Source organism: Shewanella sp. BJSY2023SW007, assembly GCF_047314525.1.
In the GTDB taxonomy this organism is placed as follows: domain Bacteria; phylum Pseudomonadota; class Gammaproteobacteria; order Enterobacterales; family Shewanellaceae; genus Shewanella; species Shewanella chilikensis.
The window spans coordinates 1-17354 of record NZ_JBKORL010000025.1 but is presented as its reverse complement, the minus strand read 5'-3'; the positions used below and the strand labels follow the sequence as shown (position 1 = coordinate 17354).

General features: G+C 51.7%; 10 protein-coding genes and 1 pseudogene. 6 read left to right on the top strand and 5 right to left on the bottom strand.

The features are described 5' to 3' along the window. Positions 1–289 precede the first annotated feature (289 nt). From ACMHXE_RS04770 to cysK, 4 genes are all read right to left on the bottom strand, one after another. A complete protein-coding gene (locus tag ACMHXE_RS04770) occupies positions 290–3184 on the bottom strand; it encodes a TonB-dependent receptor domain-containing protein (protein WP_413731536.1) in 2895 nt (964 codons plus the stop codon). A gap of 426 nt (positions 3185–3610) precedes the next feature. After that, the gene (locus ACMHXE_RS04765; protein ID WP_101056121.1) at positions 3611–4615 is read right to left on the bottom strand and encodes a TDT family transporter; all 1005 of its coding nucleotides are present in this window, start codon (positions 4613–4615) and stop codon (positions 3611–3613) included. Between the two features lie 91 nt (positions 4616–4706). Next, on the bottom strand, positions 4707–5777 hold the full coding sequence (locus ACMHXE_RS04760; RefSeq protein ID WP_101056119.1) for a methyltransferase: 1071 nt from the start codon (positions 5775–5777) through the stop codon (positions 4707–4709). Positions 5778–5970: 193 nt separating this feature from the next. Further along, entirely contained in the window at positions 5971–6939 is a 969-nt protein-coding gene (gene cysK / locus ACMHXE_RS04755) for a cysteine synthase A (protein ID WP_101056117.1), read from the bottom strand. A 245-nt stretch (positions 6940–7184) separates the two neighbouring features. On the opposite strand from cysK, the gene ACMHXE_RS04750 reads away from it, so the two are divergent. Then, positions 7185–8288 (top strand): RDD family protein, encoded by a 1104-nt coding sequence (locus tag ACMHXE_RS04750; RefSeq protein ID WP_101056115.1) that lies wholly within the window; start codon positions 7185–7187, stop codon positions 8286–8288. An 11-nt stretch (positions 8289–8299) separates the two neighbouring features. Further along, complete coding sequence (locus ACMHXE_RS04745; RefSeq protein ID WP_101056113.1) at positions 8300–9424, top strand: beta-ketoacyl-ACP synthase III; 1125 nt, start codon at positions 8300–8302, stop codon at positions 9422–9424. A 73-nt stretch (positions 9425–9497) separates the two neighbouring features. Here the strand turns inward: ACMHXE_RS04745 and cysZ are convergent, their stop codons facing one another. Continuing rightward, positions 9498–10268 (bottom strand): sulfate transporter CysZ, encoded by a 771-nt coding sequence (gene cysZ / locus ACMHXE_RS04740; RefSeq protein ID WP_071475941.1) that lies wholly within the window; start codon positions 10266–10268, stop codon positions 9498–9500. Between the two features lie 243 nt (positions 10269–10511). On the opposite strand from cysZ, the gene ACMHXE_RS04735 reads away from it, so the two are divergent. The 4 genes and pseudogenes from ACMHXE_RS04735 to ACMHXE_RS04720 all read left to right on the top strand — a co-directional run. Beyond that, positions 10512–13937, top strand: coding sequence for a chromosome segregation protein SMC (locus ACMHXE_RS04735; protein WP_413731533.1), 3426 nt, complete (start codon positions 10512–10514; stop codon positions 13935–13937). 21 nt (positions 13938–13958) lie between these two features. After that, on the top strand, positions 13959–14930 hold the full coding sequence (gene zipA / locus ACMHXE_RS04730; protein WP_101056107.1) for a cell division protein ZipA: 972 nt from the start codon (positions 13959–13961) through the stop codon (positions 14928–14930). Between the two features lie 74 nt (positions 14931–15004). Next, positions 15005–17011 (top strand): NAD-dependent DNA ligase LigA, encoded by a 2007-nt coding sequence (ligA, locus tag ACMHXE_RS04725; protein ID WP_101056106.1) that lies wholly within the window; start codon positions 15005–15007, stop codon positions 17009–17011. A gap of 171 nt (positions 17012–17182) precedes the next feature. Continuing rightward, positions 17183–17354: pseudogene (locus tag ACMHXE_RS04720) on the top strand (IS4 family transposase); the annotation flags it as partial.

Genomic DNA, 17354 nt, shown 5'->3' with positions numbered 1-17354 from the left:
TATTTATTTTGTCTTTTTGTATTTATTGGGGCCGACATAAAACAATTCGGCGACAAAATGTAACCATTAAGATACAAATAATACAAGTGGTTAAATGCTTATTGACTGTTTTTTTGTTGTAATAAAGATGTAACCAAGTGTTTTTAAATATTATCAAAACAAAGTTTGTTTAAATGAAAAACATAATTTAAACATTGTGGCAACATTTTGGTGGAGAGATTAAGGTGAGCAAATAATAAGCGGCGCGAATGCGCCGCTTATTTACGGGATTAAGTTCTGTTTAATCCGTTTAGAAGGAATAGTTCAAACTAGTGTAGTAGAAGCGGCCGATGTTATCGTACGCAGCTGATCCTGCACTGGTTCCGGTTGAACCATAAGGCAAGTCCTTATCGAATAAGTTATCGATACCAAACTTGAGGGTTATGCCGGAATCAAACTGATAACCCAAAGCAACATCACTGATGAAGTAATCGTCGTATTGCATGTTGGAACTTGGGTTGGCATTAAGGGCCAGATCCTTATCTGTGTACAAGCTGACATCATTGACGAAACGGGTACGCCAGTAGCTGAGCCAGTTTTCATACTTGTAGTTCAGAGTCAGGTTAGCCTGCCAATCGGCATATCCCAAAGTACCTGCCAACTCTTCATAATCACTGGGATCATCTTGGAAGGAGAAGTTACGACGTTTTATCAGGTGGGTCGCGATCAGGTTAGCACTGAAATCACCGCCGAGAATATCAGCCTTATAGGCCAGATCCAGATCCACCCCGGCTGCTTCCAGTGATGCCACGTTCAGCGCATGGCTTTGGATCAAGGTTATTTGGTGCGATGAAGGATCGCGGGTGATCAAGTCACAGTACTGATTATTTATACCACTGGCCGAATCCAGGCAGCGGTCAACTATGGTCTGTGCTCCGATGGAGCTGATGGCATCGTCGATCTTGATGTTCCAGTAATCGAGTGTCAAAGATAGACCTTCGATAAACTCAGGCTGGTAGATAAGCCCAACAGTGTAGCTGGTGGACTCTTCTGGCTTCAGTTCCCGGTTACCACTGCTCTTGCCTTCTATCCTTTTGGCATCGTACTCATCATTGAAATCGGCAGGTACACCCATTGCAGCACAGTTCTTACGGCGGGTGGCTGAATCAGCCAATGTATTGAGGTTATCGATACGGCAACTGTCTTTAACACTGAAGTATGTTTGGCTCGGTGCACCGAACAGTTCGCTGATATTCGGAGCTCTAATGGCTTCTGCATAGGTACTGCGCATTCTCAGCTCATCGTTGATTTCCCAGCTTAGACCGGCTTTCCAGGTGGTCGCATTGCCTATGGTGCTGTAATCGGCGAACCGGACCGCCAGATCCATATCCAACTGGCGGATCAGCGGTAAGTCGGCCAGCAGAGGTATTGATACCTCGGCAAATACTTCCTTAACATCGAAATCACCTTTGTCTTCGCCCAAGGCATTGAAGAATGTCCCTCCGGCATTTTTAGGCTCTTTAGTCTCACTTTCTTCTTTGCGGTACTCAACCCCGGTAGACAGGCCTACATAGCCCGCTGGTAATTCAAATAGCCCGGAATTGGTGATGGTGCCACCCAAAACAGTTTGCTTAATCACTGCATTGCCAACAGAAGTGGTATTGATATAGTCAATGGCTTCCTGGCTTGGATTACCGGCACCAAAAATGTTGACCGGTACACAACCTTCAGCGCGGGCGGTTTCGCTGCGACAAACTATGTTACCGTCGAGCATGACGGCATCGAGGGCATTTTGGTAGTTGGCATAGATCAGGTTGTTTTTGTTCACCCGCTCCAGATCTGTCTGACCATAGGTGGCGTACAGATCATAGTCCCAATCGTCGGCCAAGACGCCTTCAAGGCCCAACACATAGCGCTGGGTTTCACGGGTGTCGTCTTCTATGCGTTGGCCCAGGTCAGCCATGAAACGGTTGATGACGATTGAATCCAGTGGTTGAGGGTTACCGTCGGTATCCTTGTTGTTCTTCATCAGAGCAACCAGGTTAGGATCCAGATAAGGGTTGTCAATCTTCACTGAGTTAAGCTTATTGCCAAAGAAGAAGGCAGGTTGGCTATAATTACTGGCCTGGCTGTTGACATATTTTGCCTCAAAGTAGAGGTTCATATCGTCATTCAACTGATAATTACTTTTCAGGTTGAGGTTATAGCGTTTGAACTCGGGCTGCAGATCTTCAAACTGTCTCAAGTTGGTAAAGTCGCAGTCGACACAGTAGTTACCGTCGACTTTTGGGCCTATGTAGACATCACCTATGGTCCCGTCTGGATTGAAGGTTTTCCAGCCATCCAAAAAGAAGGTACCGGCGTTGCTGATCCTGTAATGCCCGCCGTTTGGCAGGAAATACTTGTCCGGATCAGACGGATTGTTGGAGTCAATATAATTACCGTTAGCATCCTTGGGTCTATCGGTATTTTTCAGACTGGTAAATGAGGTTCTGGTCTGATCACGATCGAAAGCTCTGAGTCTATCCTGAGCGCTGTATTCCGCAGCGAAGGCGATATTACCGCGACCATCATTAATATCTGTGCCGTAAGAAAGCGAAATTCTGTCTTTACCAAAGTTACTGTCATCAGCCCGACCTTTAATTGCTGAGATATCCAAGCCGACAATATCTTTTTTCAGAATAAAGTTAACTACCCCAGTGACCGCATCTGCACCATAAATGGCCGATGCTCCGCCGGTAATGACTTCTACTTTTTCGACCCAGACACTTGGAATCGTGTTTACGTCAACCGAAGAGCTTCCCGCTGAGCTGGCAACATGACGTTTGCCGTTTACCAACACCAAGGTTCTGTCGGTACCCATGGTACGCAGATCCAACAGGTTGGCACCGGCAGTGCCAATGTAACGGCCAGAGTTGGCAAGGGAATAAGTGTTACCTAGAGCAGGCAACTGGTTGAGGGCTTCACCTATGTTGGTCACACCGGTAGACAGGAGTTCTTCACCTGAGATTACAGTCACTGGCGTTGGCGCTACGGCACCTTCACGAATGATACGTGAGCCTGTGATAGAGATTCGCTCAACGGCTGAATTTGCCGTTTGTTGTTCTTGTTCTGCCGACAATGCTGGTGCGGAATAGGCTGCAGTTGCAACACCACCAATTAACGCAAAGCGCACCGCTTTGGCTAATTTAGAATTAACTTGCATTATATCTCCCTGATACTTATGTATGATTTTTTATTGTCACACCCGAATTAAGTAATAAATGTTTACGGATGTATCAGGAATATAACCTTGCAGAAATAAAAAGTGCAACATAGATGAAACAGATATAAATTGTTTGAATTAATAACAATTAAAATTATGTTGGCAACAAAGATATAACGTACGGTGTTTATTTTTTTAATTGGATGGCAATGTCGTGTTGTGTTTTATTGTTGTTTTTTGTGGGTTTGTTTTTTGATTGTTTTTTGTTTTTTCTTTGTTATTTTTGTGTTCTTTTGTTTTTTTGTTTAAGAGATATTTTTATTTGTCTAGATACTTGAGTGAATATTTGTTGGCCGTTGAAGATCTGTTAATTTGCCAAAAGCGTGACATGTATCACGCTTTTGGTGTTAATGTAACTCGGTTTTATCATACAGATGACCAGGGGCGGTAGTGTCTGAGGTAACTGATAGCGACGAAGCCAACGATAGCACTGGCTATCACAAGCTCAATATTTCCAAGTAGCGCCAGTGGCCGATGCAGCGATTGCAGCATGGGGTGGCTGTTGCACCAGGCGGCTGTTTTCAGTAGAGCAGTGGCTCCTATCACCATGGGGAAGGTGTAGGCAGCAAACCCTGGGCTGAATGGCAGTCGCAGTAAGTGCAGGAAGGCCAGATAGATGACCAGGGTCATCAGCAGGGCCAGACTCAGCAGCAGGGCGACCAACCAAAGCTCAGGCTCGGGAGTCAGGGTCAAATAGCCGGCCAGAGACAGGCTGGCCGGTGCTGCCAGAATCGCTATGGTCGGCTTGGCTGCATCCGCGACCGGATTACAGAAGATCAAGCGATAGAGCATCACAGGCAGCATCACCAAGTAACTCACCAAGCCGAACATCAGAATGATGTGAGCGATTTGGGCGCCTACTTCGCCGGCTTCGGCGCCGGGAAAGGTCACGGCTGCCACCACCATGCCGATAGGGGGCACGAACCAACTGGGCACCATATGCTCCAGGTTGAAGTCCATTGCTCTATGCAGTACAAAGGCCGCCAGTAAACAGCAGTGAATGGCGATAGCCGTCAACCAGATCAGGAAGCCACACAAAGGAAGATGGATCCCTACGGCTTTGGAGATCACCATCAGTGCCATGGCAAAGGTGGGCAGCACACTGCCGACTACAGGGTGGCGCAGTTCTTCATTCAGTAATTCAGGATGCAGAATGAATTTGACTGTCAGCAGAGACAGTAATATGCCGGCAACCGCCGCGCCCAATACCAGGCCGGGAAATTCTGCTGATACGCTTTCCCAGGCCCAACCCAGGCTGGCGATAGCCAGCGCCAATCCGGCCAGAGGGCTTGGCAGTCGCTTGAAAGCGGCTTTACTAAACTTGGACTCGCGAGTGCTGAGTTCTTCAGTGGTAGTGGCAACGAGTTTCATACTGTGACCTCTAGATTCCAATTTGATGGTCCTAGTCTAAAATCGGTCTTTGATTAATAAAATTGAAATTAAGTTATTCATTGATTCAAATTTATTTAAGCTTGCAGCGCAGCAGAGTATGCCCAAGCCCTATGTCATCGATATCTTCATCGACATAGAAACCCGCCTGTTGCAGTAGTTTCAGCAGTACCTTGGAGTGATACATACGACTGTTGCCATTGGCCATGGCGGTGAAGTAGAGCGAGGTGGCATTGACACAGTAGGCGGAGGCGGCATTGGGCTGCCTGTCCCAAAAGGTTTCCAGAATGCAGAGCTCGGCTGTCTCCGGCATGGCTTTGGCACAAGCCTGCAGGATGGCCAGGATTTGTGCCTCGCTGAAACAGTCGAGGAATTGGCTCATCCAATAAAGATCGCCGTCGGTCACAAAGGGGCCGTCAGGGGCCAGCAGATCGCACGCCAGACCGGATATCCGCTCGTTCAAACCCGCGGCTTTTGCTGCCTCGGCGGCCAGCTTAAGCTGGGGAGCAAGATCCATTATGGTTACCCGGCACTGGGTGTTGTAGCCGGCACATTTCAAGGCCCATTTGCCGGTATTGCCGCCGATATCCACCAAATGAGTCGGCCCTTTGGCAAATATGCGCGGCATCAGGCTGTCAAAGGCATGATCTGAATAATAGTGGTCGAAGGCGAACCAGCTGTGTTTGGCCTCTGTCGGTAACTGGCTCAGGGCTGGATAAATAGTGGGCCAATCGCCGAATACTTTCAGTCCCTCGGGAGAGCCTTGCTCCAGCGCCTGTTGCAGATGAAACAGGCCTTGGTAGCAAATGTCGTGGATAAAATTGAGATTGGTGGCGGCCATATCATCATGCAGCAGAAACCAGCCTGTCTTGTCGAGGATGTAATTGTCTCCCTTGTGCCAAAGCAGCCCCATGGAAAGTGCCATATCAAGCAAAACGCCCAGGGCATATTCAGTTAGCCCGGTTTTTTCTTTGAGTATCTCAAGGCTAATGCCTTCATCGCCGGCGGCATCTATATGTTTGAGGATGTCGAACTGCAGCAGGCAGCGGGTCACCTGAAAACTGACTGGAGCGAAGGCGATTTTTTGTGCTTCAAATTTGGCCTCGAAGGCACTGAGTTTGGCGGGTTCACTAAAAAAGGGCATTGTCTTAGCCGTGGGAAAGGTTCAAAAAGAGTCTTTATGGCGCAAAGCACAAGCCAAGTACAGGCCAGTTGCATAAAACTTTGATCAAGAGGGCAAATATGTGGTTATTACCCCTTTTGATTTCAGGACGAGACGTTGGCATAAAAAAGCCCTCGTCATTAGACAGGGCTTTCAAGTTGCGGTTTATGCTTATTTACTGCACGTTTTCCTGATCGCCGAATTGGCCGACAAACAGGGCTGAGGACAGATAACGCTCAGCGGCCGATGGTAGGATCACTACAATATTCTTGTCTGCAAATTCAGGTAGAGCGGCGATGCGGTTGGCGGCAACGACGGCGGCACCGGAGGAGATACCCACTAAAATGCCTTCTTCTTTCATCAGCCTGTGAGCCATCTCTATCGCTTCGTCATTGGTGACCAGTTCGACCTTGTCAATCAGTTCCAGATCCAGGTTGCCCGGAATAAAGCCGGCGCCTATACCCTGGATCTTGTGCGGACCAGGCTGCACAGGTTGGCCCGCCAGAGTCTGGCTGATTACAGGTGAGTCGGCTGGTTCAACGGCCACAGCAGTGATTGCCTTGCCTTGGGTATTCTTGATATAACGGCTCACCCCTGTGATGGTGCCGCCGGTACCAACACCGGCAACAAATACATCGATTTGACCATCGGTATCGTTCCAGATCTCAGGGCCTGTGGTTTTTTCGTGGATCTCAGGGTTGGCCGGGTTGTCAAACTGCTGCAGCAGTAGATATTTTTCCGGCGCCGATTGACGAATTTCCTCGGCCTTTTCGATGGCTCCTTTCATACCCTTGGCACCATCAGTCAGTACCAGATTGGCGCCCAGAGCCTTGAGCAGCTTGCGGCGCTCGAGACTCATGGTGTTGGGCATGGTCAGAGTCAACTTGTAACCTCTGGCCGCGGCAACATAGGCCAGCGCAATACCCGTATTTCCCGAGGTGGGTTCAATCAGCTCTGTGTCTTTGGTCAACAGGCCTTTTTTCTCGGCGTCCCAAATCATATTGGCACCAATACGGCATTTGACACTGAAGCTTGGGTTGCGGGCTTCTACCTTGGCCAGCACCTTGCCGTTGCTGACGCGGTTAAGACGAACCAGTGGAGTGTTACCAATGGTGTAGGAATTGTCTTCGAAAATTTTGCTCATGGCTTGCTGGCCTCCTTTGATTGCATCCCTAAAGCATAATCCTCATGAGATCAAAGAGAAGTGAATCTTTGTTCTTCTTTATTCTTTTTAGTTATTACATGAATCTCTGTTATTCGTAACTTCGGAGTAAGCCTGTTTCGCTTTATGTTAATCTCAATGCCAAATCCACGTTAACCAAAAAATAACATTCTATTTTAAATAGGAGAATAGCCTTGGATCACACGGGTAATGCCGAGGAGGCAAAGATGAATAGAGCCGGGGAACTGGACGGCTTTAAGCGGTATCCGGGCAAAGATCCCCGCAACATAGTGACGCCGGCCGCATTCAGTGTGGCGCCGGAGCTGCTCTACACCCCCTTGGCAAAACCTTGGAAAAGGGCACTGGCTATCACGATAGACGGTTTGTTGATAGCAGTACTGGCCGAACAGGCCGGCCCGCTGTTTGTGCTTTTGGTGTGCCTGCTGGCTTACTATATACACAATCACGCCAACAGGATCTCCACTTGGGCCAAGGGGCTTTTGTACCTGTTTATGGCGGTGGTTTTGCTTTGGTCTGCGGTGCCGCAGATGATAAAAGTCAACGGCCTGCAAGAGCGTCGCGATAATGAAATTCAGGGGCAGACACTGCTGACCTTGACGCCGCAGCTACTGCGTTTAAGTTTGTGTGAGTACAAGGCCTGCGCTCAACATGAAGCGGGTTTGCTGGTCAATGCCGCGGCTGAGGCAGGGCTGTCACGCACCCAGGTCGAGACCATGCTGCAAGGTGCATTGGATGACCTGCCGCTTGCTGCAGCCGATATTGCGGCGATAAATGCAGACTTGCTGCCGCAGTTGGCTTCAATGAAAACCGAGTCTGTAGCGACGCTCAATGCACAAACCAACGTACAAGCCAATGCAAAGACCGATGCACAAGCCAAGCCGGCACCTACCGAGGATGATTCAAGACTGGAAGCAGAAGAGGACGAGCAGGAGGAAGAGGCACAATACAGTTTGCTCGCTTGGGCCAAGGGGATGCTCAATGATCTCGGGCTTGGATTTGGCTGGGCGGCATTCTATTTTACCTTGTTCACTGCCTGGTTCGATGGTCAGACTTTGGGCAAAAAAATCATGCGGGTGCGGGTGATCGCCCTAGGAGGTGGTAAGCTTTCCCTATGGGACGCCTTTGGCCGTTACGGGGGATACGGCGCAGGCTTTGCCACTGGACTGCTGGGTTTCTTGCAGATTTTTTGGGATGCCAACAGGCAAGCCATCCAGGATAAGATCTCAGCAACAGTTGTCATTGACCTGAGTAAGCCACGCGTGAGTCCGACTGAGACGATGCTGCAGGCGGATCCGGTCACAAAACAATAAGAAGGTAGTTTATGAAGGATGCGATTGTCATTTCCGGTACCGGGCTGTTTACCCCTCCGGAAGGAATAACCAATCAAGAACTGGTGGACAGCTTCAATCAGTATGTTGACCTGTTCAATACCGAGAACAGCGCCCAGATAGATCTTGGCCATGTGGCGGCGCTGAATTATTCATCGAGTGAGTTTATTGAGAAGGCTTCAGGCATTAAACACAGATTTGTGATGGTCAAAGAGGGAATTTTGGATCCTGAAGTCATGATGCCCTTAATCCCAGAGCGTGCCAGCGACAGCCTGTCACTGCAGGCAGAAATGGGCTTGTATGCGGCCAAGCAAGCCCTTGATAACGCTGGCCTCAAGGCGGATGACATTGATTTGGTGATAGTCGCCTGTGCCTACACTCAGCGTGCTTATCCGGCGATGGCGATTGAAATTCAGCAAACCCTCGGTACCCGGGGTTATGGCTTTGATATGCAGGTTGCCTGTTCTTCGGCGACTTTTGCGCTGGTGACAGCGGCCAATGCCATTCGTAGTGGTAGCGCCAGACGTGTGTTGGTCATCAATCCTGAGATATGTTCGGCTCAGGTCAATTATCGTGACCGCGATAGCCACTTTATTTTTGGCGATGTGGCTACAGCCTTGGTATTGGAGCCGGCTGCGACTTGCCGCGCCCAGCAAGCCTTTGAGATTCTGTCGAGCCGCTGCTTTACCCATTATTCGAACAATATCCGCAGTAACTTTGGTTTCCTTAACCGTTGTGATCCGGCTACTTCCGGCGAAGCCGATAAGCTGTTTCATCAACAGGGGCGCAAGGTCTTTAAGGAGCTGTTGCCCATGATATACCAGCATTTGGATGCACAGCTCGAAGAAGCTGGTATCACGCCGGAGCAGTTCAAGCGCCTTTGGCTGCATCAGGCCAATATCAATATGAATCAGTTTGTGGTGAAAAAGCTCCTGGGTGAAACGCCTGAGCCTTTGAAGGCGCCTGTGGTGCTGGATCAATACGCCAATACCGCATCGGCCGGTTCGGTAATCGCTTTCCATAAATATCACCAGGACTTCAAACCGGGGGACTTGGGCCTGTTGAGCTCCTTCGGCGCAGGTTACTCCATCGGCAGTTTAATTCTGCGTGCCTGTTAAGGCAGGGCTTTCCGCTGCAATAAAAATGCCTGCAACTGCAGGCATTTTTGTATCTCAATCGGCCTTACGGCGCTTAATCTGGCGCTATGGCCGGATTGCGATAGGCTTCGCGATACTTATCGACCCACATGGAGGTAGCACCGCAAATGGCAACCGGCATCACGATAAAGTTGACTATAGGGATCATGGAAAATAGGGTGACGGCGGCGCCGAAGCTCATACTGCTGCCCTTGGTATTTTTCAGGGCAAACTTCATCTCTTTGAATGCCACCTTGTGGTTATCGAAAGGGTAGTCACAGTATTGGATGCTCATCATCCAGGCACTGAAGATAAACCAGACCACAGGGAAAACGGTTTGACCAATCACCGGGATAAAAAACAGCAGCAGGATCAGTATGGCCCGCGGCAGGTAATACACCAGTTTTTGCCATTCACGGCCGAGGATCCGCGGCAGATCCTTGATTAAATCCAGGGTGCCGCCGGTATTGAGCGGCTTGCCGGTCAACAGTTGCTCTACCTTTTCGGCCAGCAGGCCGTTAAATGGCGCTGCCAGCCAGTTCATCACAGAGCTGAAGATAAACGACAGCAGCACCAGCAGGGTGATAATCGCCAGTGGCCAGAGGATCACATTAAGCCAGCTGAGATAGTCCGGCAGTTGCCCTTCGAGCCAGGCAAACACATTCCCCAGTTGGCCTATGGCAAAATAGATGACCCCGGCAAACAACAGCAGGTTGATCATCAGCGGAATAAACACAAAGCTGCGCAAGCCCGGTTGTTTGATCAGGCTAAAGCCTTGGAGAAAATAGTTGACGCCGCTCTTGGCGGGTCTTGAAGATGCGGACATGTACCACTTACTCTCAATACAAAGAATACTTAGGCCGATTTTGAGCAACCAAGGCCACGAAAACAAGGGAAAAACGCAGCCAAGGGAATAAAAAACGTTACAAAATGCGGCCCGCTTTGCTAAAGTGACAGCGCTTATACAGCTTCTTGGGCCAGGACGGCGGCGTTTCAATCAGGCTATTGAATTTCTTTCAGGATTGGCCCGCAAAACAAAAACAATCGGCACTGACATCCAACGGCAAATATGAGACTCAAACAGATAAAACTCGCTGGCTTCAAGTCATTTGTCGATGCTACCAAAATCCCTTTTCTCAATCCGCTGACGGCCATAATCGGCCCCAATGGCTGTGGTAAATCCAATGTGATTGATGCCGTGCGCTGGGTGCTGGGTGAAAGCTCGGCCAAACACCTGCGCGGTGACTCCATGGCCGATGTTATCTTTAACGGCTCCAGTGCCCGTAAGCCTGTTTCTGTCGCCGGCGTTGAGCTGGTATTCGACAACGCCCTTGGGCGTATCGGCGGCCAGTATGCCAACTACGGTGAAATTTCCGTTAAGCGCCAGGTCTCCCGCGATGGCGAAGCCCTTTATTTTCTCAACGGTCAAAAATGCCGCCGCAAGGATATTACGGATATCTTTATGGGCACCGGCCTTGGACCACGCAGCTACGCCATCATAGGCCAGGGCACCATCTCCCGCTTGATAGAATGTAAACCGCAGGAACTCAGGGTCTTTATTGAAGAGGCCGCAGGTATCTCCCGTTACAAAGAGCGGCGTAAGGACACGGAAAACCGGATTCGCCATACCCGTGAAAACCTTGAGCGCCTGGGGGATATTCGCTCTGAACTTGGCAAACAGCTGGATAAGTTGACGATTCAGGCCCAGGCCGCCAAACGTTATCGGGAATACAAGCAAAGTGAGCGGCGCTTGCATGCCGAACTCTTGGTGATGCGTTTCTTGGAGCTCAATGAGCAGGCCGAGGCGCAAAATAGCGAGATAGAAAGGCTGGAGACTGAGCTGGCCCAGCAGCAGGCGCAGAAGCAAGAGTTGGAGTTGAGCCTGACTCAGCAAAAGCTGGCTCAGGATGAACTCAGTGAAAAGGAGCAGCGCCAGGTTGCCGATTTTTATCACAACAACACTGAAATTGCCCGTATCGAGCAGCAGCTCAAGTATCTCAAAGAGCGGGATAAACAGCAGGCATCTGAATTGGGTGCGCTGCAACAGCAAATCGCCATATTGAATGAACAGTTGGCTCAGGCCAAACAACAGGAGCAAACCCTGGATGACAGTTTGCAGCAACATTTGCCGCGCCAGGAAGAGCTGGAAGAGCAGCAGTTTGAACTGAGTCAGCAGTATGAAGCGGCACTCTCACAAAGTGAAAGCCTTGCCGGCGAGTTGCAACAGGCGGCGACTGCGGTCAGAGATATCAAGCATCAACAGGAGCTGGCCGCCACCCGGGAGCAGCATCTTAAGCAGCAACATGCCCAGCGCACGGAGCAGCTTGAGAAGCTCAGTGCAAGATTGCCGCAACCTGAGGCCGATAACAGGGCAAACCCGGCTGAGCTTCAGCAGCAGGTCAGCTTGTGTGAGTCACAATTGGCGGCAGCTAAAGCCGATGTCGAACGGCATGGCGCAGAGTTGACCAAGGCCCAGGAGGCGTGGGAGCAGGCAAGACAAGCCGAGCAGCAGTTGGTGCAGCGCCGCTCGGGTCTAACTGGTCGCCTGGAGCTGATAAGTCAGTGGCTCGAAGGCGCCGCTCAAGCAACGCAAGCAACACAAACTGCCTTGACTCAGCTTTGGCAGGACATTCAGGTTGAGGCCGGTTGGGAGCAAGTGGTTGAGGCCTGGCTTGGCCCCTTGATGCGCGCCGCTGTCTATCCTGACTCCAAACCATTTGATGGCCAAGGTTTTGCTCAGACTTATCGCCAGAGTTGGGGGCCGGTCAGCGCTGGCGTCAACTTAAGTCCCTGGCTTAACAGAGTGCGTTGGGCCCAGTCGGCGCAGCAGGCATCCAACATGCTCGAGCAGGGGCTGGCAGAGGGTGAGCTGATCCTCTGCCGCGATGGCAACCTTTTTGCACATGATGTAAAGCTGACGCTCGCCGAGGATGGCCAGTCACTGGTGAAGCTGACCGCCGAGCAGGGCGACATTCAGGCCGATCTCGATAAGCTTGCAAGCGAAAACCGGCAGGCGCAGCAGCAAACCACCGCGGCTCAGGATAGATTTAACGAATTAAGGCGGGCTCAGCAGCTCAAGTCCGAGGCGCTGCAGCAACAGCAACTGGCGTTGACCCGCGCGGTGATGGCTTATGAGGCGGCCACCGAGCAGGCGGCGCGTGAGTTCAAACAAAGGCAGCAGACAGAAGCGGAAATCGCTGAGCTGAAAGAGCGCCTCGAGCAGGAGCAGTTTGAGCTGGAGACGCTGATTGAGAGTCAGTTTGCTGCCGATGATACTCTCTATGAGCGCCAGCGGCAGGAGCGATTGCTGAGTGAGCGCCACAACGAGGCCAATCAGCAAAAAAACAGCCTTAAAGTCAGCTTGAGCGAACTCGAGCGCCAGTTAAAAAGCTTGAATGGGACTGTCGTAGAGCAGAAAACCGCCTTGGCGTTGGCAGCGCAGCGGCGTAAACAGTTGACCGAGCAGTTGCAGCAGGCCGAGCACAAGCGCAGGGAATTGCTGGATAAACCGCAGCAAGATGCAGATAGTGCCGAGCTGCAACCGCTGGAGCAACGCCTGGAAGGATTGCTGGCGCAGCAACACAGAATGCAGGCGGAGCTTGAGCATACCCGGGCCAAACTTGCCGAGCGGCAACAGCAGTTGGATCGTACAGCTTTAAAGCAAAAACAACAGCTTGGACAACTGGAGCACTTGACTCAGACAATCAGCACGTTAAAGTTACGTCGCGAGGGATTGAAAGGTCAGGCCGACAGCCAATTGGCGCAGCTCAGTGAGCAGCAGATCAAGCTGCATGAAGTGGCGGCGAACCTGCCGGATGAAGCAAAAATAGCGCCCTGGCAGGACCAGCTGGAATCGGTTAGGCGCAAGATAAGTCGCCTCGGCGCCATTAACCTGGCGGCCATTGAAGAGTATGAGCAGCAAAAAGAGCGTAAGGCTTATCTCGATGCCCAGGATGAAGATCTCAACAAGGCGCTGGCCAGTCTTGAAGAGGCTATCCGTAAGATAGACAAGGAGACCCGCAGTCGCTTTAAGTCGACTTTTGAGCAGGTCAATGCCGGACTGGGAGAGTTGTTTCCCAAGGTATTTGGTGGCGGCAGTGCCTATCTGGCGCTGACAGATGATGATTTACTCGATACCGGAGTGACCATCATGGCCCGGCCACCGGGCAAGAAGAACAGCACAATTCATCTACTTTCGGGTGGAGAAAAGGCGCTGACGGCTTTATCATTGGTGTTTGCGATTTTCAGACTCAACCCGGCGCCTTTTTGTATGCTGGATGAGGTCGATGCACCTTTGGATGACGCCAATGTCGACAGATTCTGCCGTCTTTTGCAGGAGATGTCGGGCAGCGTACAGTTTATCTATATCAGCCACAATAAACTCACCATGGAGATGGCTGATCAACTGATAGGTGTCACTATGCATGAGCCGGGTGTCTCTCGCATAGTCGCAGTCGATATTGAAGAAGCGGTGGCTATGGCCGACGCCGGATAACCATAGGAAAACAGGTAACCAATGGAAGATTTGCAACTGGTATTGTCTGTGTTGGGCGCGATTGCCATTATTGCCGTGCTGGTTCACGGTTTCTGGTCTATCCGCAAACAACAGCCCAAGTCGCTTAAAGAAAATCCGCTGACAGGTTTCTATAAGGACCAGGCTCGGCGTGACAGTGAAGGTTTCGATGCCGATGGAATTGGAGAGGTGAGGGTACGTAAAGTCTCACCGGATGAGAAGCCGCCCAAGCTTAAGAGCAGTAAGTTGCGTAAACCCGGTTTTCAGTCACCTCAAGCAGATGAGAGCGAAAGTGAACAGGCGTTTTCCCTATCCGGGGCCAAACCTGAGCCCAGAGTAAACAGCAAACCACAACGGCAGGAGCCTGTGTTGCATCTCGATGATGACCAAGATACGGCCGAAATGCAGATGGAGTTGGGGCTGGGGGCCGATGCACAGACAGGCAACGCCCATTCCACAGTCGAAGCCGAACATCAGGAAAACTGCCAGCCAGAGCCACAACTTGCCACTGAACAACAGACCCGCGAGCAGGCCAAGGAAGAGTCGCGCCACGATGAGTTGCCTGAACCCACAGATGTTTTGGTACTGCATGTGGTTGCCAAAGAGGGCGAGAGCCTCAGCGGCGCTGAGCTGCTGCCTTGCCTGTTGGCGCTGAACTTCAAGTTTGGTGACATGAACATTTTCCATCGCCATGAAGACAACGCCGGCACAGGTCGGGTGCTGTTTTCCCTGGCCAACATGGTTAAGCCCGGGGTGTTTGACCCGGACAACATGGAGCAGTTCAGCACTCAAGGGATAGTTCTGTTTATGACCTTGCCTTGTCATGGCGATCCGCTGATGAACTTTTCCATCATGCTCAACTCCGCCCATCAATTGGCGGATGACCTAGGTGCCGAGCTGCTGGATGGCCAGCGTCAGCCATGGCATCAGGACACCAAGCAAGCCTACCTGGGCCGTATTCGGGCTCAGGGCTGATATTCATCAGGGAGCCAGTGTGAGTCTCTCTATCCAAGGCCGCCTCTGCGGCCTTTGTTTTGTGCGGAATTTTTATGCAAGCCATTGAAAACGAAATTGATCAGCTGATAAGCACCATTAACGAGCACAACATTCGCTACTATGTGGATGACAACCCCAGCATTCCCGATGCCGAATATGACCGCCTGATGCAGCGGCTCAGAATGCTGGAGGCCGAGCACCCTGAGCTGCAACGCAGCGACTCGCCAAGCCTCAGAGTCGGTGGGCTGGCGCTGGCCAAGTTTGAACAGGTGACTCACCTTAAACCTATGCTCAGTCTGGACAACGCCTTCAGTGAAGAAGACTTTGCCGCCTTCCATAAACGGGTGACTGACAGAGTAGGCGAGTTCAGCTATTGCTGCGAGCCCAAGCTCGATGGGCTGGCGGTCAGTATCCTCTATCGCGATGGCGTGCTGGAGCGTGCTGCCACCCGTGGCGATGGCGCGGTCGGTGAAGATATTACCGAAAACGTTCGTACCATTCGGGCGGTGCCGCTGAAACTCAGGGGCGATGATTATCCGCCGCTGTTGGAAGTGCGCGGTGAAGTATTCATGCCCAAGGCGGCCTTCGAAGCGCTCAACGAGCGTAACCGGGTCAAGGGAGACAAGCTGTTTGTCAATCCGCGTAATGCCGCTGCCGGCAGTTTGCGGCAGCTGGACTCCAAGATCACTGCCTCTCGGGCACTGGCGTTTTACGCTTATGCATTGGGCGTGGTTGAGCCGGAATCCTTCCCGCTGGCGGACACCCATCTTGGGCAGTTGCAGCAGCTTAAAACCTGGGGATTGCCGGTCAGCAGTGAGATCCGCCTTGCCAAGGACCTCAGCGAAGTGGATGACTACTACCGGGATATTATGGCGCGCCGCAGTGCTTTGGCCTATGAAATCGATGGTGTGGTATTCAAGGTCAACAGCATAGAAGCGCAGCAGACACTGGGATTTGTCTCCCGTGCACCGCGCTGGGCCATCGCTTATAAGTTTCCGGCCCAGGAAGAGATGACTCTGCTCGAAGGGGTCGACTTTCAGGTAGGCCGCACCGGCGCCGTGACACCGGTCGCCAGGCTCAAGCCTGTGTTTGTCGGTGGGGTGACAGTTTCCAACGCCACTTTGCACAACGCCGACGAAATCGCCCGCCTCGGGGTTAAAATTGGCGATACTGTGATCATTCGCCGTGCCGGTGATGTTATCCCGCAAGTGGTTGCTGTGGTGCCGGAAAAAAGACCTGAGGATGCCAACGAGATCCGTTTCCCGGCGCAATGCCCGGTTTGTGGCTCTCAGGTGGAACGCCTCGAGGGGGAAGCCGTGGCCCGCTGCACCGGTGGCCTGTTCTGCGAAGCGCAGCGCAAGGAAGCCATCAAGCACTTTGCTTCTCGCAAGGCGCTGGATATAGATGGCATGGGCGACAAGATAGTCGAGCAGCTGATCGATAAGGAGCTGGTGGAGAGCCCGGCGGATCTGTTCTCTCTCACGGCTTCGGCACTGACCATGCTGGAGCGGATGGGACTCAAGTCGGCCACCAATCTGGTGCAGGCCATAGAAGCGGCCAAGCAAACAACCCTGGCCAAGTTTCTCTACGCCTTGGGGATCCGTGAGGTAGGTGAGTCTACCGCCGCCAACCTGGCGCGGCACTTCAAAGAGCTGGATGCCCTGAGGCAAGCGAGTGTCGAACAGCTTATCGAAGTGGAAGATGTCGGTGCCATAGTGGCTCAGCATGTGGCGCACTTCTTTGCTCAGCCCCACAACCTTGAGGTGATAGATAAACTGCTGGCCGCCGGGGTGACCTGGCCGGCCATCGAAGCGCCGTCTGAAGATGAACAACCGCTCAAGGGCCAGACTTGGGTATTGACCGGCACCCTGAGCCAGATGAGCCGCACTGACGCCAAGGCGCAGCTTGAGGCGCTCGGCGCAAAAGTGTCCGGCAGTGTCTCCAAGAAGACAGACTGCGTGGTGGCCGGCGAGGCCGCTGGCTCCAAATTGACCAAGGCCAATGAGCTTGGGGTTAAGGTGTTGGATGAAGCAGGTTTGCTGGCGCTGCTACAGCCCTGAGCCGAATTTCTCTACAGCAATCCTGAGCTTAATCCTTCTGCTTAAGCACCGCCAAGCCGCGCAACGTAGATCAGATAAGGATCGGTTGATCGATCCTCCTGATGAGAGACAATCGGAAACCTGTTTGTAGGTTTCCGTTTTTTTATGTCTATGCAAAACTGCTTTGCCGACTTTCTTGGTTATAACTTGGTGAGACGAGAAGCGAGCCAAGCGGCAGTAGAGCATGGTCGAATGCCCAATGAAATCAGGCTTTAAGTACGCTTGTCAGTTCATCGCAAGTCAGCTCAAAGTCATGAGCAAAGCGGTGTCACCAGGTAATACGCCGAAGCGTCTAAACAGTCTG